This window comes from Coprococcus sp. RTP21204st1_G4_RTP21204_210225 (assembly GCF_040915385.1).
Taxonomy (GTDB): Bacteria; Bacillota; Clostridia; order Lachnospirales; family Lachnospiraceae; genus Allocoprococcus; species Allocoprococcus comes.
Genome location: NZ_JBCPDP010000002.1, coordinates 1 through 23,794, shown reverse-complemented (window position 1 = coordinate 23,794; position 23,794 = coordinate 1). Strand labels below are relative to the sequence as shown.

At 43.5% G+C, this 23,794-nt stretch carries 21 protein-coding genes, 1 pseudogene and 1 other annotated feature; of the genes and pseudogenes, 3 read left to right on the top strand and 19 right to left on the bottom strand.

Annotation, left to right across the window (positions count from 1 at the left end; translation table 11 throughout):
• Window position 1: 1 nt before the first annotated feature.
• From AB5213_RS01790 to AB5213_RS01750, 9 genes are all read right to left on the bottom strand, one after another.
• On the bottom strand, window positions 2-619 hold the full coding sequence (locus AB5213_RS01790; protein ID WP_179961127.1) for a polysaccharide deacetylase family protein: 618 nt from the start codon (window positions 617-619) through the stop codon (window positions 2-4).
• Between the two features lie 303 nt (window positions 620-922).
• Entirely contained in the window at window positions 923-2,071 is a 1,149-nt protein-coding gene (locus AB5213_RS01785) for an iron-containing alcohol dehydrogenase (protein WP_215633573.1), read from the bottom strand.
• Window positions 2,072-2,369: 298 nt separating this feature from the next.
• Complete coding sequence (locus tag AB5213_RS01780) at window positions 2,370-2,963, bottom strand: flavin reductase family protein (protein ID WP_008369585.1); 594 nt, start codon at window positions 2,961-2,963, stop codon at window positions 2,370-2,372.
• A gap of 30 nt (window positions 2,964-2,993) precedes the next feature.
• Window positions 2,994-4,646: a putative manganese-dependent inorganic diphosphatase gene (locus tag AB5213_RS01775; RefSeq protein ID WP_008369587.1), complete on the bottom strand. Its 1,653-nt coding sequence runs from the start codon at window positions 4,644-4,646 to the stop codon at window positions 2,994-2,996.
• Window positions 4,647-4,743: 97 nt separating this feature from the next.
• On the bottom strand, window positions 4,744-6,039 hold the full coding sequence (locus AB5213_RS01770; protein WP_008369589.1) for a GTP cyclohydrolase IIa: 1,296 nt from the start codon (window positions 6,037-6,039) through the stop codon (window positions 4,744-4,746).
• Between the two features lie 116 nt (window positions 6,040-6,155).
• Window positions 6,156-7,490 carry an amidohydrolase gene (locus AB5213_RS01765; RefSeq protein WP_008369591.1) on the bottom strand — a complete coding sequence of 445 codons (1,335 nt, stop codon included), beginning with the start codon at window positions 7,488-7,490 and terminating at the stop codon, window positions 6,156-6,158.
• Window positions 7,491-7,506: 16 nt separating this feature from the next.
• Complete coding sequence (locus AB5213_RS01760; protein ID WP_008369593.1) at window positions 7,507-8,616, bottom strand: M20/M25/M40 family metallo-hydrolase; 1,110 nt, start codon at window positions 8,614-8,616, stop codon at window positions 7,507-7,509.
• Between the two features lie 18 nt (window positions 8,617-8,634).
• A complete protein-coding gene (locus AB5213_RS01755) occupies window positions 8,635-9,324 on the bottom strand; it encodes a hypothetical protein (protein WP_008369595.1) in 690 nt (229 codons plus the stop codon).
• Between the two features lie 21 nt (window positions 9,325-9,345).
• A complete protein-coding gene (locus AB5213_RS01750) occupies window positions 9,346-10,080 on the bottom strand; it encodes a DUF5058 family protein (RefSeq protein ID WP_008369597.1) in 735 nt (244 codons plus the stop codon).
• Window positions 10,081-10,369: 289 nt separating this feature from the next.
• Here AB5213_RS01750 and AB5213_RS01745 point away from each other — a divergent pair, with 289 nt between their 5' ends.
• The gene (locus AB5213_RS01745; protein WP_022221145.1) at window positions 10,370-11,056 is read left to right on the top strand and encodes a S1 RNA-binding domain-containing protein; all 687 of its coding nucleotides are present in this window, start codon (window positions 10,370-10,372) and stop codon (window positions 11,054-11,056) included.
• Window positions 11,057-11,167: 111 nt separating this feature from the next.
• Here AB5213_RS01745 and AB5213_RS01740 read toward each other — a convergent pair whose 3' ends face one another.
• The 10 genes from AB5213_RS01740 to AB5213_RS01695 form a co-directional block, all read right to left on the bottom strand.
• Window positions 11,168-13,084, bottom strand: a complete 1,917-nt coding sequence (locus tag AB5213_RS01740) for an NAD(+) synthase (RefSeq protein WP_215633930.1) — start codon at window positions 13,082-13,084, stop codon at window positions 11,168-11,170.
• 12 nt (window positions 13,085-13,096) lie between these two features.
• Window positions 13,097-13,975 carry an Hsp33 family molecular chaperone HslO gene (hslO, locus tag AB5213_RS01735; protein WP_008369602.1) on the bottom strand — a complete coding sequence of 293 codons (879 nt, stop codon included), beginning with the start codon at window positions 13,973-13,975 and terminating at the stop codon, window positions 13,097-13,099.
• Between the two features lie 19 nt (window positions 13,976-13,994).
• Window positions 13,995-14,777: a class I SAM-dependent methyltransferase gene (locus AB5213_RS01730; protein ID WP_259812409.1), complete on the bottom strand. Its 783-nt coding sequence runs from the start codon at window positions 14,775-14,777 to the stop codon at window positions 13,995-13,997.
• Between the two features lie 379 nt (window positions 14,778-15,156).
• Window positions 15,157-15,792 (bottom strand): lactate utilization protein, encoded by a 636-nt coding sequence (locus AB5213_RS01725; RefSeq protein ID WP_008369608.1) that lies wholly within the window; start codon window positions 15,790-15,792, stop codon window positions 15,157-15,159.
• Complete coding sequence (locus tag AB5213_RS01720) at window positions 15,792-16,817, bottom strand: branched-chain amino acid aminotransferase (protein ID WP_008369610.1); 1,026 nt, start codon at window positions 16,815-16,817, stop codon at window positions 15,792-15,794. Before AB5213_RS01720 ends, AB5213_RS01725 begins: the two co-directional genes overlap by 1 nt.
• 154 nt (window positions 16,818-16,971) lie before the next feature.
• Window positions 16,972-17,481: an acetolactate synthase small subunit gene (gene ilvN / locus AB5213_RS01715; RefSeq protein ID WP_022221140.1), complete on the bottom strand. Its 510-nt coding sequence runs from the start codon at window positions 17,479-17,481 to the stop codon at window positions 16,972-16,974.
• An 18-nt stretch (window positions 17,482-17,499) separates the two neighbouring features.
• Window positions 17,500-19,230 carry a biosynthetic-type acetolactate synthase large subunit gene (gene ilvB, locus AB5213_RS01710; protein ID WP_368276259.1) on the bottom strand — a complete coding sequence of 577 codons (1,731 nt, stop codon included), beginning with the start codon at window positions 19,228-19,230 and terminating at the stop codon, window positions 17,500-17,502.
• Window positions 19,231-19,318: 88 nt separating this feature from the next.
• Window positions 19,319-19,577 (bottom strand) — a binding site (T-box leader).
• A gap of 80 nt (window positions 19,578-19,657) precedes the next feature.
• Complete coding sequence (locus AB5213_RS01705) at window positions 19,658-20,146, bottom strand: dihydrofolate reductase (RefSeq protein WP_195254756.1); 489 nt, start codon at window positions 20,144-20,146, stop codon at window positions 19,658-19,660.
• 17 nt (window positions 20,147-20,163) lie between these two features.
• On the bottom strand, window positions 20,164-21,012 hold the full coding sequence (thyA, locus tag AB5213_RS01700) for a thymidylate synthase (RefSeq protein ID WP_008369620.1): 849 nt from the start codon (window positions 21,010-21,012) through the stop codon (window positions 20,164-20,166).
• Window positions 21,013-21,045: 33 nt separating this feature from the next.
• Window positions 21,046-22,332: a homoserine dehydrogenase gene (locus AB5213_RS01695; RefSeq protein WP_195371082.1), complete on the bottom strand. Its 1,287-nt coding sequence runs from the start codon at window positions 22,330-22,332 to the stop codon at window positions 21,046-21,048.
• A 219-nt stretch (window positions 22,333-22,551) separates the two neighbouring features.
• Between AB5213_RS01695 and AB5213_RS01690 the strand changes: the two genes are divergently transcribed.
• Window positions 22,552-23,430, top strand: a complete 879-nt coding sequence (locus AB5213_RS01690) for a hypothetical protein (RefSeq protein WP_368276258.1) — start codon at window positions 22,552-22,554, stop codon at window positions 23,428-23,430.
• A 161-nt stretch (window positions 23,431-23,591) separates the two neighbouring features.
• Window positions 23,592-23,794 (top strand): annotated as a pseudogene (locus AB5213_RS01685) (IS1182 family transposase); the annotation flags it as partial.

The following is a 23,794-nucleotide window of genomic DNA, read 5'->3' as shown; positions in this document are numbered from 1 at the left end:
TTTAATCCAGCAGCAATTCATCGACTGTCACAAATTCATATCCCTTCGCCTGCATGATATCGATAATGCGAAGTGCCGCCTTTACTGAAGACAGATAACAGTCATGTAATAAAATAATATCATTTTCCTCCGTTTCCGTCACTACTTTATTGACAATTTCTGTCTCATTATCCGTATTCCAGTCAAGCGGATCCACATTCCATAGCACCGCAATCATGCCGGTATTCTCTTCCATCTCCTTTTTCCAGGCTCCATAGGGCGGTCGCATATATTCCGTCTTTTTTCCGGTAATTTCTTCAATCGCGGTATTGGTCTTTTCGAGTTCGCACTCTGTCATTTCCTGAGACATTTTTGTGAGATCTACATGACTGTAAGTATGATTTCCAATAATATGCCCTTCTTCAGCCTCTCTGCTCACAACTTTCGGATATTTTACTACATTTTCCCCGATCACAAAAAAAGTAACCTTCACATTCCGCCCGGCAAGCCCGTCAAGGAGCACTGGCGTACTGGAAGGATGTGGGCCATCATCAAATGTGAGGGCGATCTTGGGCTTTTCCTGATACTGCTCGTTTGTTCCACCTGCCTCATAGGATGCTTCTACCGTTTCATCGTTCATTCTTATCAGTTTGATCTTTCCGTTATCGATCACTCCCCAGGTAAACAGAAGCCATGTAAAGCATAAAAAACTGATTGTTCCATAAAGCAGTCGGTACCACATACGGATATCCCTCTTTTCCCATTCTCTTTTTACTATATGCGGGAGATTCTTTACCTATGTACCCACATTTATGCTTTCTTGCCTCCGGTACTCTTGCATTAAAAAAATATATACAGAACACCAATCTCTTCCTGTTTTCTATACTCAGATCAAAAAAGGAGATATCAACCAGCTTCTGCTGACTCATATCCCCTGAATGATCTACATTGCTTTTTTATAAAGTTCAATGATATCCCTGATCGTAGACTGTCTCGGATTTGCCATGATATTTCCGCTCTTCATGGCATCAGCAGCCATCAGTTCAATCTTATCTTCCGTTACACCAACATCGGCAAGATGCTGCGGAATACCAAGATCACGAAGCAGATCTCTCGCTTCATCTACCAGCATTTCCGGAACAAAATCGATCACCGGGTCTTTTTCTTTGCTGATATAATTGTAGATCTTCTCATAACGTCCATGATCTGCAAGTACATTATATTCCACAATCGTTGGAAGAAGAATCGCATTTGCCACACCGTGTGCCACATGGAAATAGGCGCTTACCGGATGGCTCATAGCATGGATATTTCCAAGTCTTGCCCATGCAAATGCGATACCTGCGAACATGCTTCCGGAGAGCATGGCTGCCGCCGCCTCTTCGTCCTGACGGTTTGCTACGAATCTGCGCAGATTTGCACCGATCAGTTCCATTGCCTTTTCTGCCATTGCATCAGAAAATGGAGATGCATCTCTTGAAGTGTAAGCCTCCCATGCATGGATCAGTGCATCTACGCCACATGCTGCGGCTACCGATGCCGGAGAAGTCATAACAAGCTCCGGATCCAGAAGTGCATAGCTTGGGATCAGCTCATAGCTGAACACAGTCAGCTTATAATTTCTTGCTTCATCGGTAATAACAGAAAATGCCGTCACTTCACTTCCTGTACCTGCAGTTGTCGGGATCGCAATGATCGGAACGATCGGTCCCGGTACCTTGTGTGCACCTTCATAATCTCCGATCTCTCCGCCGTATTTTGCAAGAACACCCACTGCCTTTGCCACATCCATCGGACTTCCGCCACCGAAAGCTACAATACTGGTTGCTCCTGCTTTTTTGTATGCTTCTGTTGCTTTATCTACCGTTGCAACAGATGGATTTGCTTCTACATCAGTAAATACTTCCACTTCGATACCGGAAGCCTTCACGATCTCTTCGACTTTCTCGACCATTCCGATCTTCTTCAAAACCGGTCCGGAGATCAGAAGCATCTTCTTGGAACCACTTTTCTCAAGAAGCTCCGGAAGTCTTTTTAAACTGCCTTTTCCAAAAATAATATCCTGTGGTACATTGAATGTAAAATCTTTCATCATCTACTACTCCTTTTAAATAAGAATGTGCCTCGGCATATTCTCGCGCCGAGCGCGTTGCTGAGCGCCAGTGGCGCTCGTTAAGCAACGACCGAAGCAGAGCGTAGACCGCTTGCGACATTCTTCATCTTCGTGCGAGTGCGCATCTCCGGTACGCAGTGCCTTTTGTTTCATAGGAAGTTCCTTCGGAATTTCCTATGAAAAAAGACGAGACCGCACCTTAGCAGTCTCGCCCTTGAGTTTCTACTTACACAGCATATACCCTCTGTCATTTTCTTGTCAAGAGGATTTTCTGTTTTTATTTCTTCTTTTTCTTTCCATTCTTCTTTGTCGGCTTTTTCACGCTATAGCCAAATGTTCCGAGCAACTTACCCAGACTATAATACTGTCCGTGCACATATACGATCGGATCGGTCTTTTCCAATGCAAATCGCCCTTTCTGATCCATATAGGCATCATCTACATGAACCGCTTTTACCTCGGCAAGGAAAATATGATGCGACCCCGGTGTTTCTTTTTTGACCACCTTACACTCGATGTTGACCGGACTCTCCGCAATCAGTGGCGCACTCACATATTCTGCCTTTTCCGGTGTCAGATGCAGCTCTTTGAATTTGTCCACATCTTTTCCCGAACGCACACCGCAATAATCCGTTGCATACGCAAGTTTTTCCGTTGTCAGATTGATTACAAATTCTCCGGTCTCATCGATCATGTGATAAGAATACCGCTCTGGTCTCACGGAAATCGAAACCATCGGCGGGTTTGTGCAGACCGTTCCCGCCCACGCCACGGTAATGATATTCGAATTGCCTTCTTTATCTGCCACACTGACCATAACTGCAGGCAGTGGATACAGCATATTTCCCGGCTTCCAGATCTGTTTTGCCATAAGCCATCTCTCCTATAAAGTTATCTGTTTTTATTTTTGCTGCAGGTAAGTTACCAGAACAGGGATCATCTGTTTCTTTCTTGATACTACACCTTTCAGGAGAATTTTTTCCGTATCTCCCGGCAGTTCAAACGCTTCAAGAACCTGTTCCTTTGCATTTTCACCACAGCAAAGGAGTTCTGTAGACTCTTCCAGAATATTAGTCATCATCAGATACAACATATGCAGTCCCTGGGTCTTTCTCGCCTCTTCCAGATATGGGATCAGACGTCCTTTCACCTCATCCAGTTCATCCTGATTCATGGATGTGATCTGTCCGACTCCAAACATGATATCTTTTACATTGAACACCTTAAAGTCCTGGAAACAGATCTCTTCTACGGATTTGCCACGCAGATTGCTTCCCGCATTGAACATCTCTTTTGCATGTTCTTCCATATCAATCCCGGCAATCCGCGCCAGTGCCTCTGCTGCCGCCTGATCAACCATCGTACAGGTTGGTGAACGGAACAGTAACGTATCCGAAATAATTGCAGAGCACAGAAGTCCCGCCATCTGTGGCTCTACCTCTACACCACTTTCCTGATACATCTGGTAAATGATCGTAGCAGTACATCCAACCGGCTGATTCCGGAAATATACCGGTCCGATTGTCTCCAGACCGCCCAGTCTGTGATGATCAATGATCTCCTGCACCTCTGCCTCTTCAATTCCATTCACAGCCTGTGATTTTTCATTATGATCCACAAGAATCACCTGTTTTTTACGGGATGTCATAAGTCTTCGTCTGGAGAGGAAACCACAGAACTTTCCTTTATTATCCAGAATTGGAAAATCTCTGTACTTCGTCTTTGACATAACTTCTTTCACATGTTCCACATAATCATTCAAATGAAAAATCTCCAGATTATCACGGCTCATAAAATACTTGACCGGAATACTCTGGTTGATCAGCCTTGCAGCAGTAAAGGTATCATGTGGTGTCTGAATAATCACGATATCTCTCTCCTCTGCCATCTTCTTGATCGTCTTGGAAATATTGGCTCCCTGGCAGATGACCAGACAGCTTGCATCCATCTCGATCGCGCACAGCTGTGACTCATAACGGTTTCCAAGAATAACAAGATCATCCTTCTCAATAAAATTCTCCATCAGATCCGGACTGGATGCGGCAATGACAACTTTTCCATTCAGGAAATAGCCATGTTCATTCCCGGAGATCAGTGTTCCGTCCAGTGTTTTGACGATATTGCGGTACTGGGTTCTCGCTGTTGCAAGGATATTATTATCGTACACTTCCATATATGACGTAGCAATATCTCCGATAGTGATCAGCCCTTCCAGCTTCTCACCTCTTGTTACCGGCAGTGTCTTAATATTCTCATCTTTCATTCTTGCCCATGCGTCTTTAATGGACATGTGACCAGATACACCCTCAATATGACGGATATCCATATCTTTTACCTGAAGGTGTACATTGTCCAGAAGAGACGGCACACTTACCTGGAATTTATCCAGAACATATGCTGTCTCACCATTTACCTCGCCCGCTCTTTTCGCTATGTATTTTTCTCCTGTGATTTTATTTTTCAGATTTGCATATGCAATTGCCGAACAGATAGAATCTGTATCTGGATTTTTATGTCCGATCACATATACTTTCTTTTGTTTTTTCTGATCCATTTTATATTACTCCATTACTATCTCTTGTTCCTTTACTTTTCAGAATGCCATTTTTTTTACTGTTCGTCAACCCTTGTTCGGATAAAAGACCATTACACTAAATTTTAAACAATATCTCTACCAGTGCCTTCGGTCTGCCACCCGCTGCCGCTGTCTTCTTTGCATACACTTTTCCATAACCAGCTTCCATGATCTTATTCATGATCCGGCGCGCACTTCTGACCGTAATTCCCAGACACTCCGCCAACTGATGTGCATCGAAAATATAACTTTTTCTTACATCTGCAATGGCAATGATCTTCAGAATTGACGTTGTGCTGAGCCCGGTTTTTTCTGAAATTTCCTGTAACTTCGGATCGGAAGAAATGAGCTGATATTCCAGCTGGATCTCCTTTCCAAGCGGTCCGTGCTGTGTCTGACCGGCATCAATCCAGAAAATCTCCTGCTTTGCATTTTTCAGGGAAAAATCCAGTGCACGTCTTGCGTTCATTTCCGCGTCATTCATCGTGCCTCCGGTTCCGATCCCTACATTCAGGCTGATTTTCTTCTCCTCCTGCACTTTTTTTTGCAGATTCAGAAGCTTCCGCTGGTTAAATTCTTCTTGTACAGCCCCGGAATTGGAAAATACAATATATTCTCTTCTTCCTGATGCAAAAATTGCACCTTGAATCCCTTCTGTATATTTGATGATTTCTTTTTCAATATCTGCTTTTGCAAGCATACTTGAATAATAATTCTCTTCTCTGCTCTTATAATCCGTCAGCTGAAAAATCTCAACTGCTGCCTGCGCATATTCTGCTTCCTGAAGCGCACATTCATTTTTTAATTTTTCCAGTGCCACTCTCACTTTTGCCCTGGTCGGAGGCAGATAAATTGCATGGTATCCCTTTTCCTGCAGTGTCTTATACACCCACCGAAGAGAAGTCAGTGCCACATTAACCTTTCCTTCATCCAGAAGCTTCATGTGCCACTCCACATACTGTTCTTCTTCCACTCCTGCCTGAAACGGACAGGAATAAATGTTTCTTGCCAGGATGTCAAATGCATCCAGCAAATCCTCAATGACCTGTTTTTCTACAATATCAATACTAAATGCATCCAGTTCAATATTACTTTTCTGCATCTGCAGAAATGCTCCCGCAATGCTGATTACCGATTTTTCCACCGACACATGCGGCCTGGTGAAATGATAGTTTCTCCCCACAAAACTTTCGATCGCACAGCCCGTAAACAGTACCGCATCACACTCCTGTTCACATTCCTCAATCAGCCGGTCACTTCGGTTAACCTGTTCCTCTTCATAAGAAGCTACTTCTACTGAACTGTCGATTTCTTTTATACTCTTCTTAACAACCTCACAAGATGATTTTGATCCGATAACTCCAACTTTCACAAATTTGTCCCCCGTATTGCGATCTTCTATCCAGAGAACCTGCCGTTGGCAGCTTCTCTCTATATATCTGAATAATTGCTTTAAAAAAGGAACCCCTTAAACGGGATTCCTTTTTATTATAACTCAGAGCCATCAAAAACCACAAGCTTAGAATGCTCTTTTTTTAATTCCAGATAACTTTCTTTTGTCAGCGTCGGTTTGAAATTGTCAAGAATCTGTTTTGCCTTTTTTGCGTTATCATAAAGAAGATCAATGATCGTAAGCGCCATCATCTTTGCCGGAACGATATAAGCAAGTTCCGGGTCCGCAAGACGGTAATCCTTGGAGTGAAGTCCTCCGGTTATTCCCTCTGTCCAGATGTGCATACACGGCATGATCTGAGAAAGATCCCCCAGATCTGTAGAACCTGCTGTCTCATAAAGCTCTACAAATGAATCTTTTTCCGCCCCTGTATATTCGATCATATTTTCTTTATATAATGCTGAAAGCTCGCGGTTGGTATTCATCGGAAGATATCCGATCTTATCGTCAATCTCGACTTTTCCTCCGATTGCAAGTGCTCCGGCTTTTAACGCACGGTTCACTTTTTTACTGGCATCCAGCATTCCATCAATTGTGAAAGCACGTACCATGATCTGCATCTTCACAACAGCAGGAACTACATTTACCAGATCTCCGCCTTCTGTAATGATCGCACTTACACGAACCTTTTCTTTCTCCTGAAAAGTCTCACGGAGTGCATGAATGTTGTTCAGTGCCAATTCTGCCATATTTAACGCATTGATTCCTTCATGTGGTGCGAAACCTGCATGCGCAGCTTCTCCGATAAATGTTACCGTCTTTGTCACAAATCCGTTGCAGTCGGTATCAATCGTGCAATGCCTGCCATTTCCAATTTCCATCATGTGACACTGCAATGCCATATCCACATCATCAAAGCCACCACGTTTTAAATATTCCTGCTTGCCGCCGTAAAAACTGATCTTATTTTCACGGATCAGACTGTCGCGATAATCATAATCTACGCATTCTTCCGCAGGGATCGCAATAAAATCAACCGCTCCACCCAGTTCCTTCATCACTCCGGATCTTAAAAGACCAATCGCACATCCATACAGATCTGCAAGCTGTGCATGATGACCGCAGGCATGAACATTTCCTTCTGGCGTACTATCCGGATGTTCTTTGCACTGGATACAGTCCAGCTCTCCGATCACGGCAATTCTTATATTCCCTTTTTTCGGAGTTGAAACCTTACAGCCAGTATATGCAATTTCCGTCTCCGGCTCTTCTCCAATCTCCTGAAATGCCTTTATCATTCTTTCTGTAGTCTTAAATTCTTTGTAGCCAAGTTCAGGCGTTTTATATACATCATCACCAAGCTGAATGATCAAATCTCTGTTCGCGTCAATCGCGTCCAGACATCTCTGCTTCAGTTCTTCTTTTTCCATCTATGTCGTCCATCTCCTATTCTGCACCCATCAGTCTTCTCAGTACTTTTGTCACTTTCCAGGTCTCATCTGTATCAAGCGCTTCTTCTACTGTGTGTACATTGATCATTCCACATCCCAAAATGACGCTCTTATATCCGTGTCCCGCAAGCACATTTGCATCACTTCCGCCACCGATGATCATTTTATTTGCTGTAATTCTTTCTTCTGCCATTGCATTTACAGTATCCTGGATCAATTCACAGTCTTCTTCCAGCGACAGAACCGGGTAAGCCATCTCATGCTTCATCTCATAACAGGCTCCCATTTCCTCTACAGCTTCCTTGCAGCACTGTTCCATATGTGCAACCTCTGCAGCCAGCTTTTCCATACTGTGTGAACGGATCTCTGCGGTAAATGTAACCTCATCTGTTACGATGTTGGTTGCAGATCCACCTTCAATATGTCCGATATTAGAGGTTGTCTCATAATCAATACGTCCGATGTGCATCTTACTGATTGCCTTTGATGCCACAACAATTGCATTGATTCCTTTTTCCGGTTCAATTCCGGCATGCGCTTTCTTTCCTTTGAAAGTAATCTCAATCGCTTCCATTGCCGGTGCTTTGTATGCGAGAGTCTCTGCTCCACCGGTTGCATCTACAACAACCAATTCCTTGCATGGCAGCATAGACATATCCATGTGCTTTGTTCCCATCATACTGATCTCTTCGGAGCAGGTAAATACAAGATAAATATCTCTGTGCGGTACACCGCTTTCAATGATATCTTCTACCGCTTCCATGATTGCTGAAATTCCAGCTTTGTCATCTCCGCCAAGTGTTGTTGTCTTATCGGTACTGATGATGTTTCCATTGATCACCGGATTTACATTTCTGCAAGGCTCAATCTGATCCATATGTGCTGCAAATCCAAGTGGACGTTCCTTCGTATTTCCTTTTACAAATGCAACGATATTTCTGCCGTTTCCACCATAAGCTTCCCCGGCATGATCTGACTGGAACGGAATGTTCCGCTCTCTCAGCCAGTTTTCTATCCAGTCCGCCATCTCTTTTTCCCCTTTTGACGGGCTGTAGATCTTGATCATCTCAATAAATCTTTCCTGTAATCTTTCTCTCGATAACATCGTTTTTCCTTTCCGGACTTAGTCCTCAAGCTCTTTCTTGTAGATAATCTTTCCTGCGAAAATAGATCCAAATACGGCTACCAGGATAACAACGTATGACGGTGTTCCAGGGAAGAAGGATAAGAATCCGTTTTTCATCAGCCAGTTCATTGCAAATGCGATAACAACCGCTACAACACCAAGCTTCGGTCTTGTGATTGCGAACTGTCCGAATACAGCTCCGTAAAGTGCCGGAAGAAGGAAGTTGAGGGCCTGCTTGAATCCTTCTGGCATCATACCGATAATTGCGTTTCCTGCAATTGCTCCGATTGTCAGAATCACAATATTTACAATGATCGATACAGCAATACCGATGGTTGATACAACAGAACCTTTGTCACTCCCCATTTCAACGCCTGCTGCTTCCTGTGCAACAGAAGAACACGGAACACGCATGTTGGATGTATTTCCTGAAAGGAATGTCAGATAAGTTCCCGGGATTCCAAGAATCGGGAAATAGGAAATCGGTTCTACAATATAAAATGCTCCACTTACACTGATCTGTGCGATTGTACCTGCAATGATTGCGGATACCGGTGGCATACATCCGTATACAACTGAGATAACAAGTGCCGGTCCAAAACATGTAATGATACCTAATAACATGGTGATTTTTCCCCATTTGACAATATCAGGTATATAGACTTTGTTGTAGTATTCTTTATTCATATCTTTATCCTCTCATTCCTATTAAAATACAGTGTTCCAGATGTAACCAATGAGCATGCCTGAGAACATGGAAATTGCAAAGGCCCATTCTCTGAGCCATCCAATATTCTTTTCTTTCGCTAACTTTGTCAGGATCATCATAAGAATGCATCCTACGATTGTTGCGATTGCCGGTGCTCCGCCAAATGCAAACTGATTCTTTTCGTTGAAGAAGTTTCCTGATGCAAGGTTTGCAAATGCACCAAGCATCGCTCCTGCTGAAATGATCGGAACCATTTTGGAATTTCCTTTTGACATCAGATGGTTTACTTTATCCATCTTATCTGTGAAAAGGAGTGTGAAAATCAGCCATCCAAGTGAACCACAGATCATGGTCCATACACCGCAGGCGAATGCAACCGGTGTCAGGTTCTCCAGTGTAGCGCCCATTGCCTGTGCGCCAAATCCGGCTGCCATTGCTTCATAGTTAACGGATCCGATGAAAGAAAGTCTCATCCATGAAACAGGTGCTCCCATTGATACGATCAGAGAGATCATTGTTACCAGGATTACAATAGATGGTCCAATTGAGGAAATGGCACTACTCTTAATTGCCATATTGATCTTTTCCTGTTCAATTCCAATCTCTTTTGCTGCTTTGAGCGACTTCCTGAAAAACAGTACGGACTGAAAAACTACGATTCCTACTGCTATTGCGGCACTCACCCACATCAGAGGGCTGTTTGCCAGTTCCAGATAATTCACGTTTCCCTTCATTTTAAATTCTCCTTTGCCTTTTAGTTTAGGACACTGTCCTTAATATGCCCTTATGTTGATAATATACAATTTATTTTTTCTTTTGTCAACTTTTTTCACAAATTTTACCATTCAAAATATACACAAATTTTTACCACAATTTTCGTACATAATAACGATTTTTTCTCATTAAGCACAATTTAACCGTCTAACCATCTGGAATCCATACTTTTTATCTATACAAAAATGTGTTATACTAATAAACATATTGAGCATACGTTCAGAAAAATAAACTAACAGAGGTGTTAAGATGGAAAACGAAAAATTACAGGAACAGACAGAAAGCATGGCAGACTACGAAGCACATTTCGATGATGCCAATCCATGGAATGTGGTCGCACGTTATCAGGAAGAAGGAACCAATCTTCACGTAAAAGTAGAAGGAATCGTAAATGGTGGTGTCATCGCCATGGTCGAAGGACTTCGAGGATTCATCCCGGCATCCCGCCTTTCTCTTTCTTATATCGAAGATCTGGAGACTTATCTTCTAAAAGAAATTGATGTCCGCGTGATCGAAGCAAACCAGGCAGAAGGACGCCTGATCTTATCTGCACGTGAGATTTTAAGAGAACAGAAAAAAGCAGAAGATGCAAAAAAACTTGCATCTGTACAGGTTGGAAGTGTTGTAAAAGGTACCGTTGAATCGCTTCAGTCCTACGGTGCTTTTGTACGTCTCGAGAACGGTCTTTCCGGTCTGGTTCACATTTCCCAGATCAGTACCCAGAGAATCAAATCAGCAGACCAGGTACTTCACGTTGGGGACGAAGTAGATGTCAAAGTCATCGGTATCAAAGACGGTAAGATCAGCCTCAGTATCAAGGCTCTTGCCGAAGATGCTGAAAAAGAACAGGAGGAAGAGCTGGAACACGTAGAAATTCCGAAAGTAGAAGCAATCGGAACCAGCCTTGGGGATCTGTTTAAAAATATCAAGCTTTAAAAATTATAATTAAAAAAAGGGAAGCCTGCACTTTCGCAGACTTCCCTTTATCATTGCCTGATAAGTGTCACTGACACTTTATGCGAGAATGTACCCCCTGTACATTCTTTTCTATTTCTCCAGTGCTTCCAGATCCTGCATCCAGACTGCCGCACACGCATCGCTCGGCATTCTCCAGTCTCCTCTCGGTGAAAGTGCCACCGTACCGATCTTCGGTCCGTCCGGCAGGCAGGAGCGCTTAAACTGCTGCGCAAAAAATCTTCGGTAAAAGGTCTTCAGCCATTTCATGATCGTCTCGCTGTCATAAGTTCCTTCAAATGCAAGCTTTGCGAGCCGATAGATCTTTGACGGTTCAAAGCCAAATCTCAGAACATAATACAGATAAAAATCATGCAGTTCATACGGACCTACAAGGTCTTCCGTCTTCTGGGCGATCTCGCCATCCTTCGGTGGAAGAAGCTCCGGACTTACCGGTGTGTCAAGAACATCCAGAAGTACCTCTTTCAGCTCCTGATCCTCACAGGTATCCGCATAATACTGAACCAGATGGCGTACCAGTGTCTTCGGAACAGATGCATTGACTCCGTACATAGACATATGATCTCCATTATAAGTCGCCCACCCAAGAGCCAGCTCCGACATATCTCCGGTTCCGATGACCATGCCCCATTCCTGGTTAGCAATATCCATCAGCACCTGGGTACGCTCTCTTGCCTGTGAATTCTCATAGGTCACATCATGTACCTCTTCATCATGTCCGATATCACGGAAATGCACATGGACCGCATCCGCGATCGGCACCTCTTTCAAAGTGGCTCCCAGCTTCTTCGACATCAGGCAGGCATTCTGATAAGTTCTGTCTGTCGTACCAAAGCAAGGCATCGTCACTGCAATGATATCCTTGCGGTCTTTTCCTGCCATGTCAAACGCTTTCGACGTCACAAGCAGTGCCAGCGTTGAATCCAAACCGCCGGAAATTCCAACGACTGCTGTTCTCGAGTGAGTATGCACCAAACGCTTCTTCAGTCCCATTGCCTGGATCATCAGAATCTCCTCACAGCGCCTTTCCCTCTCTGCCATATTCTGTGGAACAAAAGGGGTCTGTGCAAAGCTTCTGGTAAGTGCTGTCTCTTCCACACTTATGTGGAACAGTACTTTTGGAAGATAACGTTCTTCCGTTGTCTGGAAAGTTGTATTTTTTCTCCGTTCACTTAAAAGACGGAAAATATCAATCTCACTGACGATCATCTCGTTGGCAAACCGCTTTGCTTCTTTCAGGATCGTCCCATTCTCTGCAATAATATTGTGTCCGCCAAATACCACATCCGTTGTAGACTCTCCGTCCCCGGCATTTGCATAGACATAACCTGCAATCAGTCTTGCAGACTGTCCCTTGATCAGTTCCTCCCGGTAACTATCCTTTCCGATCGTCTCATCACTTGCTGAACAGTTAACCAGGATGATCGCGCCTTCTCTTGCCGCCTCAATGCTCGGCGGGATTGGTGACCAGACATCCTCACAGATCTCTGCCGATACGACCAGATCATCCATCTCTGCCGCCTGATACAGGATCTGCGGCCCAAACAGGATTTCTTCCCCTTCATAAGAAATCACTCTTGCTTTTTTCGGTCCCTGACGGAATTGACGCATCTCATAAAATTCCCCATAATTCGGAAGAAATGTCTTGGTTGTAAAGCCAAGGATCTTTCCGTCATTTAATGCGGCCGCAACATTATAAAGCTCTCCATCAATTGCAAGTGGAAGTCCAACAAATACAAGTGCTTCTGTATGCCTGGTCTCTTCTGCAACTTTTGCAAGTGCTCTGCGCACCTCTTTTAACAGTATATCCTGTGTAAAAAGATCGCTGCAAGTATACCCGGTCAGGCAAAGCTCCGGAAAAACAATGATCTTTGCGCCAGCCTTCTCAGCTTCTTTCATACGTTTGCAGATTTCCTTACAGTTGTGCCAGACATCCGCCACACGAATATCAACTGTGACTGCTGCAACTTTGATAAATCCCTGTTTCATGTGTTTACCTCTTTATCTTTTTGCCTGTTTTAAAATCTGTTTCAGTTCTTCTACACTAAATGTATACGCCGTATTGCAAAAATGGCATTTTACTTCTACTTCTTTTCCGTCATCGATCATTTCCTGGATATCTTTCTTTCCGATGCTGATGATGGCTTTCTCGATTCTCTCATGCGAACAATTACATTTAAACTGTGTGTCCATTGTATCTGTAAATTCCACATTCAGGCCATCCAGTACCTGCTCCAGCATCTGCTCCGGTGTATGTCCGTTATCCAGCATACTGGTAACAGAAGAGATCTTCTTGATATTCTCTTCCAGTTTATCCAGCACTTCATCCGATATAAACGGCATTACCTGCACAATAAATCCACCTGCACAGTGTACAGTGTTGTCCTTGTTCATCAATACTCCAAGGCCCACAGATGACGGAACCTGTTCGCTGGTTGCAAAATAATACGTCAGATCTTCTGCGATCTCACTTGTCTGCAGAATAGTCTGTCCAACATATGGTTCTTTCAGTCCCATATCTTTAATAACATTTAAAAGACCGATTCCAACAGCTCCTCCAACATCCAGCTTGCCATTCTTAGGCGGCATCATTGCTTCCGGATGATCGACGTATCCTTTCACGTCACCTTTTGCATCTGCAGTCACCGTAATTCCGCCAAGTGGTCCATCACCTTTGATCTGAAGCGTCAGCACATCTGTCTCATTCTTCATCATGCCTCCCATCATTGCTCCTGCTGTCAGAAGTCTTCCAAGTGCCGCTGTTGCTACCGGACTTGTGTCATGTCTCTTTCTTGCCTCTTCCACCAGATTTCCGGTTGTTGCGGCAAATGCACGGATCTGTCCGTCTCCCGCAGTTGCTCTTACAATATAATCTTTCATATAACAATTCTCTCCTGTTCTATTTTCCCTGTTCTCTTGCGATCACATAAATGCGCTCGCTTGTGTCCATCGGCGCATTCTTTGAAAATGCATCGTATGCTGTCACAAATTCCAGCCCCGACTTCCGGATCAGTTCCTTCATCTCCTCCAGCGTATACGCTCTCTGATAATGCGTCTCCTCATATTTGCGATAAAGCCCACTGTCCTTATCTGTCTCAATAAAAAGACTCAGATCATATTCATTGATCTTCTCATCTTCGTAATAATAGTTGTCCCAGATAAAACTGCATTCCTCCCGGTTCTCCGCAATTGTGCGATCCCCAAGAATCTCTTCATACTTGTAACGTGTATTAAAATCAAAAATAAAAACACCTTTCGGATCCAGATAATTGTTGACCAGGCGGAATACTTCCTGAAGTTCTTCCGGCTCTGTAATATAATTGACTGAATCGCAGACACTGATGACAGCTCTTACCGTACCATACAGTTCGAACTCTCTCATATCCTGCAGAAGATACAGAATATCATAACCGGATTTGTCTCGTTTCTCCATTGCGATCTCCAGCATCTCTTCCGCATTGTCCGCACCAATCATATCATATCCTGCCTTTGCAAGCAATTCTGTCATATTCCCGGTACCGCACCCCAGATCCAGTACCAGTCCATCTCTGACACCATATTCTCTCATAAGACCGGTGAGATATTCACACCATTCTTCGTAGGGAATATTATCCATGAAGGTATCATATACACATGCAAAGCTTGTATACGCTTCCATACTCTGTTGTTCCTCTCTTTCGATTCGCCATCAATGCCCATAAGCCGCACTGACCGATGTCCACGGACCACTCCGCTGCGCATCCTGACATCCAGATTATTTTATAGTATAACACAGGATTTTCCTCTAGGAAAGTCATATTCTGATGAGAACTTTTCCCTTTTGGAATTTTCTTTACTGTTCACAGTACCTGTGACCAGTAACGCATTTTCTTTTTCAGACACAAAAAAGAATGTGCCTTGGCACATTCTCGCGCCGAGCGCAGTCGCTTGCGACTTTCTTCATCTTCGTGCGAGTGCGCATCTCCGGCACGTAGTGCCTTTTATTTCATAGGAAGTTCCTTCGGAATTTCCTATGAAATAAAAAAGAACCAGGGGAAATTCCCTGATTCTCTTCGTATTTTTTAGAATCCCAGTTCTTCATTCACCAGAATCACTTTTATTCTGTTTGGAACATGGCTGAATCTTGTAATCAGTGTCTGACAGCAGATACTTTTCGGAGATTTACAGTTGGAACAGACACCTGTCTTCGTACACGGAAGCCCTTCATAACGCTGTCCGTTAATCGGAGCTGCCACATACTTTGCACGGGCATATGCATCCTCTGCACTTCTTACAATTTTGTTCATGCCAACGATCATCAGAACATTTTCCGGTCCGTAAGAAATAGCTGCCACACGGTTTGCATTTCCATCTATATTAACCAGTATCCCATCTTCCGAGATTGCATTACAGCTTGCCAGAAAATAATCGCAGTTAAGTGCCTGATGCATCATCTCTGCGTTTTCCTCCGGTGTCGCACACAGAGCTCTGTCCAGCACTTTATAATTTCCTTTATGAAGTGCTTCAGGAAGACCAATTGCCTTAATGCTCATAGACCCTCCCCAACTGATGCTGCTTCCTTCCGGAATCAGCTCCAGTGCAAGGGCAAGTGCCTCTTCTTTGGTCTGTACATAATGTCCCTCCATCTGACGGGACTTCAAATTCTTTATCACCTGCTCAGCGAGCAGATCATTTCGCTTTGTAACGAATTTATCCATTATTCAACCACCTGGATCCATCCTTCCGGTGCTTCGATGTGTCCCATCTGAATTCCGGTAAGTGTTTCATATAATTTCTTGATAACAGGTCCCATCTCATCCATTCCGCTTGGGAAGCAGATTTCTTTACCATGATCTACAATCTTTCCAACCGGTGAAATAACTGCTGCTGTTCCACAAAGTCCGCATTCTGCAAAGTCTTTTACTTCATCAAGATATACTTCTCTTTCTTCTGTCTCAAGTCCAAGATAATGTTCTGCCACATAAAGAATAGAACGTCTTGTAATAGATGGAAGGATACTGTTTGACTTCGGAGTAACTACTTTACCATCTTTTGTGACGAAGATGAAATTTGCTCCACCTGTCTCTTCTACTTTTGTTCTTGTTGCTGCATCCAGATACATATTCTCTGCATAGCCTTCTTCATGTGCTGTTACAATTGCATGTAAGCTCATTGCATAGTTAAGACCAGCTTTGATATGTCCTGTTCCATGCGGTGCTGCACGGTCAAAGTCTGAGACTTTAATTGTGATCGGCTTTGCGCCGCCCTTGAAATATGGTCCTACTGGTGTTACAAATGCACGGAACTGATATTCGTCAGCAGGTTTAACTCCAATAACCGGATTGCTTCCGAACATATATGGACGGATATAAAGGGACGCTCCTGATCCGTAAGGTGGTACATAAGCCGCATTGGCTTTTACTACCTGTACGATCGCATCTACAAAACGGTCTTCCGGAAATACCGGCATCTCAAGTCTTCTTGCGGAATCAGCAAATCTCTTTGCGTTCATATCCGGACGGAATACAACGATGCGTCCGTCTTCTGTTGTGTATGCCTTCATACCTTCAAATACTGACTGGGAATACTGCAGAACACCTGCACACTCATTCAATACAATGTTGGCATCTTCTGTCAGGCATCCATCATCCCACTTTCCATCTTTGTAATTTGAAACATATCTCTTTTCGGTCGGGATATAACCAAATCCTATGCTTGACCAGTCAATCTGTTTCTTTTCCATTGTAATTCCTCCATTCCCTTGTTGCTTCTTACAGTAACATATATCTAAATTATAATTTTTGCTTCCCGTATTTTAAATCCTACGGATTACATATCGCTATTATATTACTTCTGTTTTTCAAATTCAAGAGTGCGCTCTGTTTTTTTTGATTTTTTTATCTTTTTGGCATTGTGATCGCTTCAATCCCCACACTTCCGCCTCTTACAACTTCAATTGAATTGAATTCAGAACGTAAAAACTGGATGATCGCTGTATTTTTATGTGCCGTGTGTACAAATTCAAGAAGCACACTGTCTTTTCCATAATCACGTACCTTTGCCTGATAGGTCTGCGCGATTTGGAAAAGCTCTGTCTTATCTTCCGGTGTACAGTTTTTTACCTTGATAAACATCAGCTCCTGCATAACAACAGATACTTCTGTAAAATCAATGACTCTGATGACTTCAACCATACGGTTCAGCTGTTTTTTGATCTGCTCATAAGTCTCTTCATCACTGTTCGTCTCAATCGTCATTCTGGAGATAGTCGGATCTTCTGTTCTACCTACCGTCAGACTCTCCAGATTATAGGATTTACCGGAAAAGAGTCCGGAAATCTTTGAAAGTACACCAACCTGATTTTCCACATATAAGGAAATCCATCTTTTTTTCATTGTATTATCCATCTTCACCTCTCCTCTCCATTAATCCATCAAAAGATCTTCCAGGGTTCCGCCCGGACGTACCATCGGATAAACCTGTACTTCCGGATCCAGCATGAATTCGATCAGAGTCGGCACCTTCAGTGCACGGTTTGCTTTTGCCTGTTCAAATGCTGCTTTCATCTCGGATTTTTCGGTTACACGGATTCCCTTTGCCCCATAGCTTTCTGCAAGTTTTACAAAGTCCGGCGTATATTTCGGTGGATGCTCTTCTCCACGTCTCGTCGCTGCGCCTGCACGAAGATCTGTCATAGAATAGCGTTTTCCATAGAAAAGTTTCTGCCACTGGCGAACCATTCCAAGATAGGTATTATTAAATACACAGAGGATCAAAGGAAGTTCTTCCAGCACTGCTGTTGCAAATTCCTGAATATTCATCTGCATACCGCCATCACCGGAAATTGCAATTACCGTACTGTCCGGATTGCCAATCTGCGCTCCGACTGCTCCCGGGAATCCATATCCCATGGTTCCAAGTCCGCCGGACATATAAAGTCTGGTCTTTTCATTCACTTCCAGATACTGGGATGTGAACATCTGATGCTGTCCTACATCTGTCACAACAATCTTGTCATCCTCTTTAAACACTTCATTGATCGTCTCCAGAATATCCTGAGCCTGCATCTGGTCTCCCTTTGGTTTCATCCTAAGCGGATGCTCCTCTTTCCAGCCTTCGATCTGTTCCATCCAGCTTTCTTTTTTCTCCATTGGTTCTACATATTCCAATAATTTTTCAATTGCTTCTTTTGCATCCGCAACGATCGGAATATCTACCTGAATGTTACGTGAGATGGAGGAAGTATCAATGTCGATATGTACGATCGTAGCCTTCGGTGCAAATGCATGCAGTTTTCCGGTGATACGATCGTTAAATCTGGTCCCGATCGAGAACAGCAGATCACATTCTTCCACTGCCATATTGGATGCATATGCACCGTGCATCCCCAGATTACCGATAAAAAGCGGATGCGTTGTCGGAATCGCACCACGTCCCATGATCGTTGTCACAACCGGGATCTGGGTACGTTCTACAAGTTCGGTAAACGCCTTATTCGCTCCTGCAATATTTACCCCACCACCGGCAAGGAACAACGGTTTCTTTGCTTTTCCAAGCATCTTGACTGCTCTCTTAAGCTGTCCGATGTGAACACCGGTACTCGGCTTATATCCGCGGATACTGACTGTCTCCGGATAATTCGGGCTTCCAAGCTCTGCCATTACATCTTTCGGAAGATCCACAAGAACCGGACCCGGACGTCCGCTGCGCGCAATATAGAATGCCTCTTTGATGATTCTTCCAAGATCTTCTCTCTTTCTTACTGTCACACCGTATTTTGTGATACTTCTTGTAATACCTACGATATCAACTTCCTGGAATGCATCATTTCCGATCAGATGTCTCGCAACCTGTCCGGTAAAACATACCAGCGGTACACTGTCATAATTTGCCGTTGCAATTCCTGTCACCAGATTGGTTGCACCCGGTCCGCTTGTTACCAGACATACCCCGACTTTTCCTGTTGATCTGGCGTAAGCGTCTGCAGCATGGACAAGTGCCTGTTCATGACGCGGAAGTACAACTTTTGTGTAATCCTGTTTGTAAATTTCATCACTGATATCAATTGTACAGGCTCCCGGATATCCAAAAAGGATATCTACCCCCTCCTCTTTTAATGCTTTTACAAGTAATTTGTTCCCTGATATTTTTTTCATAAATCTACCTCCATGAATTTTCTATACAGATGATCGCCAAATTTTTATCATAGTCATATAGAATAACAAACGCCCTAAACGGCTGACCGTTCAGGGCGAATATAAAATCCGTGTTACCACCTGTCTTCAGAGAAGCTGCTTCTCTGCTCTCACGCAAGTACAGAACCATAGAAATGTTCGATACTATTCCCCTGTAACGTAGGGCCTACGTCGAAGTCTACTTGAGAAATTCCCGTTCGGTCCGCTGCTCAAAGGCTACTTCTACAATCCCTTCATGAAGGCTTACACCGTCCGCCTTCTCTCTTTGCTTCCGAAGATTATATACTCCTCCTTGTCATAGCATTTCTTCTATTGTCTCATCGATTACATTTATTATAATGAGTGGTCTATTGATTTGTCAATGATACATTTCGCAAATTTTATTGATCTATTTTATTCTTTCATATTTTGCAAATACATACTCAAGATCGAAATATGTCTGTTCATCCGTCTCAGCTGTTTTTTGCCAATCCGGATCCTTTTCCAGATCCGGGAACCAGGTATCTGCCTCATATACATGATCTGTCCGCGTAACATAAGCTATATTACAATACGGAAGCATTGCACGGTAAATACTTTCTCCGCCGATCACAAAGACTTCTCCTTTGTGCTTTTTACATTCCTGTATTGCCTCTTCCACACTGTGTACCACGATCGCATCCTTCACCTGATAATCCGGATTGTGGGAAATCACGATATTAACCCGGTTGGCAAGCGGACGCCCCTGCGGAAAGCTTTCCAGTGTCTTTCTTCCCATCACGACAATATTGCCTTCTGTCATCTGACGGAAGTATTTCATATCTGCCGGGATTCGTACAAGCAGACTGTTATTCTTTCCTATTGCCCAGTTTTTATCTGCATTTACAATAATGTTCATCGTATCTGTCTCCTTTTCTAAACCGCGATCGGAATATTTTTGATCTGCGGTCCTGTCACATAATCGTCTAATCTTACGTCATCCGGTGTAAACTGATAGAAATCTTTCACTTCCGGATTCAGCCAGAATTTCGGTGCCGGGTGCGTCTCTCTTGAAATCAGTTCCTCGATCAGCGAAATATGCCTGTCGTAAATATGTGCATCTGCGATCACATGTACAAATTCGCCCACCTGCATATCGCATACCTGCGCGAGCATATGAAGCAGCACAGCATACTGGCATACATTCCAGTTATTTGCCGCCAACACATCCTGGGAACGCTGGTTCAGGATTCCGTTCAGTGTCAGCTTGTCGCTGCCTTTTTCTTTTGTCACATTGAACGTCATGCTGTATGCACACGGATACAGATTCATCTCATGAAGATCTTGATGTACATAGATATTCGTCATGATCCGGCGGCTGTAAGGATTATTCTTCAGATCATAGAGTACACGGTCTACCTGATCCATCATTCCTTCTTTGTAGACATGCTTTACGCCCATCTGATAGCCGTATGCCTTCCCGATCGATCCATCTTCATCTGCCCAGCTGTCCCAGATGTGACTGTTCAGATCGTGGATATTATTGGATTTTTTCTGCCAGATCCACAAAAGCTCGTCCGTACAGCTTTTGATCCCGGTTCTTCTGAGTGTCAGTGCCGGGAATTCTTTTCGCAGATCATACCGGTTCACCACACCAAATTTTTTTACAGTATACGCCGGAGTCCCGTCTTCCCATCTCGGACGTACCTTTTCTCCTTCTGTGCTGGTTCCATTATCAATGATGTCCCTGCACATCTCTATAAAAACTTTGTCTGCATAACTCATGCCTGATTACTCCTTTTTCCAATGCTGTGCCTTCTAATATTCTCTGATAATGCTGCTGATCTCACTTACGATCGGCATTTCTTTTAATTCCTCCAGTGCATCCTGAAGATGGTATTCCTTGACTGCGGATGTTCCGATGACAAGTTCTGCCTTTGCCGCTTTTGCCTGTTCCTGGATCACACGTTCGATACTTACCTTATGATCTCCGAATACTTTCGCGATTGCTGCCAGTACTCCCGGTTCATTACTCACCTGCATACGGATAAAGAAACGATTCTTGACATCCGCAAATTCCTTGATCGGAAGCTCTTTGTATGCGCTCCATCCGATTCTTCCGGTACAGTTCCATACAATATTTCTTGTAACATCCATCACATCTCCGACAACTGCACTTGCGGTCGGCAGTTCTCCTGCTCCTCTTCCATAGAACATGGTATCCCCAACTGCATCTCCGTGTACAAAAACAGCATTAAAGGAATCTCTTACGGTAGCGAGCGGATGTTTCTTATCGATCATCATCGGATAAACACCTGCTTCAATTCCATTAGATGTATTTCTCGCAATACCGATCAGTTTGATCACATTTCCCATCTCTTTTGCGTAATTTACATCTGCTGCTGTGATCTTTGTGATTCCCTCCGTATAGACATCCGAAAATTTCACCTGTGAATGGAATGCTGACGTAGCCATGATTGCCACCTTACGTCCTGCGTCCAGGCCTTCCACATCCGCCGTCGGATCCGCTTCTGCATAGCCAAGCTCTGTCGCCTTTGCGAGTGCTTCTGTGAAATCCATTCCATTTTCAAACATCTTTGTCAGGATATAGTTAGTCGTACCGTTGACAATTCCCATGATCTCATCGATCTGGTTGCCTTCCAGGCACTGCTTAAGCGGACGGATGATCGGGATTCCTCCTGCTACCGCTGCTTCAAACAGGAAATCAGCGCTACCTTCTTTCGCAGCGTCATAGAGTTCCTTTCCATATTCTGCGATCAGATCCTTATTTGCACTTACTACATTTTTCCCTGCTTTCAGTGCTTCTGTGATCATCGTTTTCGCTGGCTCAATTCCGCCCATCACCTCGATCACGATTTGGATTTCATCATCTTCTATAATCTCTTTCCACTGATCTGTCAGCAGATTCTGATCTACACCCTGTCTTACTTTTTTCATGTTGTGTACCAGGATTTTCTTTATTTCAAGAGCGGCGCCGGTCTTCTGCTGCATCTCTTCACTGCGGCGTCCAATCAATTTATAAACACCTGTTCCGACTGTTCCAAGTCCAAGTAATCCTACTTTGATTGTCTTTGTATCTGTCATATCTTCGCGTCCTCCTAATCTATAGTAAATCCATTTTATTCTAGCACTTTTTTGTGAATATTCAAAGAACTTTCTTGACATCTTTGGGGGACGTGATAACATTATATATGTATGATTCTATGTATTTAAGGACGTGAATGTTAAACATAATTTTTAACATTTACATCATTTAATAAGGGAGTAGATACATATTAAAAAACCAAAGAGGAGAGATAAATCATGCAGTGCCCGATTTGTAAAAAGGATCTTGAGATCAAGAACAAAAAAATAGGCGAAAATGAAGCCGGTGAAGCAATCTACAATGAATTCGCAATCTGCCGCGATTGTAAAAAGCAGTGGAATTTAGATAAACAGCGTGAAAAGAAAAAAAAGCTTGCAAAAGAAGCATTGGCTGAAAAAACAGTTGAAGCCGGTAAGGCTGCAGAAAAGCCACACAAAAAGCGCCCGGCTGCCGAAGGAGAAAAAACTTCTGCCGAACGTCCTGCCCAGCCAAAGAAAAAGAAAAAACGTCCGGTATCTCCGGAAAACACCGAAAAGCGGACCGCTTCTTCTGCTAATCCAGAAGTACCGACTCATCCGAAGAAAAAATGTCCGAACCCGGCTGCCGAAGGCGAAAGACCGGTAAGAAAACCTCGTACGAAGACAGAAGGTTCTTCCGAAGAACAGCCATCCAGACCGCATCCAAAGAAACGCCCTGCTACTTCAGACCGTCCACTTCTCAAATATGCAGAAGGTCAGGAAGAAAGCCGGGAAAAAGTTCGTCCACGTCCGAAAAAGAAACGTCCGGAAGAAGCCAAACCGGTACATGCAATTGACAATTCCAGCACACGTATCATTTCTGATGAAGAGGATGAACTTAAAATTACTGCACCTGATCTTTCCACTCCAGAGGGAGAAAAAGAACAGACCTATTCTAATATCCCACCAAAGCATGTCCGTGAAAAACGTGAACAGGAGATGCGTGAGAACTATCAGAATATGTTAGACGAAGAAGATGACGATGATGAGAGACATTTTCCTGTTGTGCTTGTTGTAATCCTTATCTTCCTGATCATCGCAGCTGCTGCATTTGCAGGATACTGGTTCTTCCTGAAATAAAAAAAAGAATAGTTATGATGAAAGGGGCTGTGAAAAAAGCATAGTCCCGAAAAAAAGAAGGACCAAGGGTTTATTATAAACCCTAAGGTCCTTCTTTCTGTTATAATTAGCTTGCAATGAAAATTAATAACATAATCTATTCTAACCCAAAACAGGCAGTTTTGCCACTGCTAATTCAAGATTATCTGGACATCTGTGATCCAGTGCTGACTTTTGACAGATTTATGGGAGAAATTGAACTGGAGAAGTATCTGAAAAATATTCCACAACATTATACAGGAAGACTCAGATATGACCCGGTCAGCATGCTGAAGACAGTTTTGTTCGGATTTATGGCGAATGGCTATATATCATTACGTGAGTT

Excerpts from the sequence above, each read along its gene's own strand:
- AB5213_RS01785 (WP_215633573.1), bottom strand. The coding sequence starts at position 2,071 with ATGAAAGATTTTACATTCAATGTACCACAGGATATTATTTTTGGAAAA.
- AB5213_RS01750 (WP_008369597.1), bottom strand. The coding sequence starts at position 10,080 with ATGAAGGGAAACGTGAATTATCTGGAACTGGCAAACAGCCCTCTGATG.
- AB5213_RS01760 (WP_008369593.1), bottom strand. The coding sequence starts at position 8,616 with ATGTTATCGAGAGAAAGATTACAGGAAAGATTTATTGAGATGATCAAG.
- AB5213_RS01745 (WP_022221145.1), top strand. The coding sequence starts at position 10,370 with ATGGAAAACGAAAAATTACAGGAACAGACAGAAAGCATGGCAGACTAC.
- AB5213_RS01780 (WP_008369585.1), bottom strand. The coding sequence starts at position 2,963 with ATGGCAAAACAGATCTGGAAGCCGGGAAATATGCTGTATCCACTGCCT.
- AB5213_RS01705 (WP_195254756.1), bottom strand. The coding sequence starts at position 20,146 with ATGAACATTATTGTAAATGCAGATAAAAACTGGGCAATAGGAAAGAAT.
- thyA (WP_008369620.1), bottom strand. The coding sequence starts at position 21,012 with ATGAGTTATGCAGACAAAGTTTTTATAGAGATGTGCAGGGACATCATT.
- AB5213_RS01690 (WP_368276258.1), top strand. The coding sequence starts at position 22,552 with ATGCAGTGCCCGATTTGTAAAAAGGATCTTGAGATCAAGAACAAAAAA.
- AB5213_RS01775 (WP_008369587.1), bottom strand. The coding sequence starts at position 4,646 with ATGGATCAGAAAAAACAAAAGAAAGTATATGTGATCGGACATAAAAAT.
- ilvB (WP_368276259.1), bottom strand. The coding sequence starts at position 19,230 with ATGAAAAAAATATCAGGGAACAAATTACTTGTAAAAGCATTAAAAGAG.
- AB5213_RS01765 (WP_008369591.1), bottom strand. The coding sequence starts at position 7,490 with ATGGAAAAAGAAGAACTGAAGCAGAGATGTCTGGACGCGATTGACGCG.
- AB5213_RS01720 (WP_008369610.1), bottom strand. The coding sequence starts at position 16,817 with ATGGAAAAGAAACAGATTGACTGGTCAAGCATAGGATTTGGTTATATC.
- AB5213_RS01740 (WP_215633930.1), bottom strand. The coding sequence starts at position 13,084 with ATGAAACAGGGATTTATCAAAGTTGCAGCAGTCACAGTTGATATTCGT.
- AB5213_RS01695 (WP_195371082.1), bottom strand. The coding sequence starts at position 22,332 with ATGACAGATACAAAGACAATCAAAGTAGGATTACTTGGACTTGGAACA.
- hslO (WP_008369602.1), bottom strand. The coding sequence starts at position 13,975 with ATGAAAGATTATATTGTAAGAGCAACTGCGGGAGACGGACAGATCCGT.
- AB5213_RS01725 (WP_008369608.1), bottom strand. The coding sequence starts at position 15,792 with ATGGATAAATTCGTTACAAAGCGAAATGATCTGCTCGCTGAGCAGGTG.
- ilvN (WP_022221140.1), bottom strand. The coding sequence starts at position 17,481 with ATGGATAATACAATGAAAAAAAGATGGATTTCCTTATATGTGGAAAAT.
- AB5213_RS01755 (WP_008369595.1), bottom strand. The coding sequence starts at position 9,324 with ATGAATAAAGAATACTACAACAAAGTCTATATACCTGATATTGTCAAA.
- AB5213_RS01790 (WP_179961127.1), bottom strand. The coding sequence starts at position 619 with ATGAACGATGAAACGGTAGAAGCATCCTATGAGGCAGGTGGAACAAAC.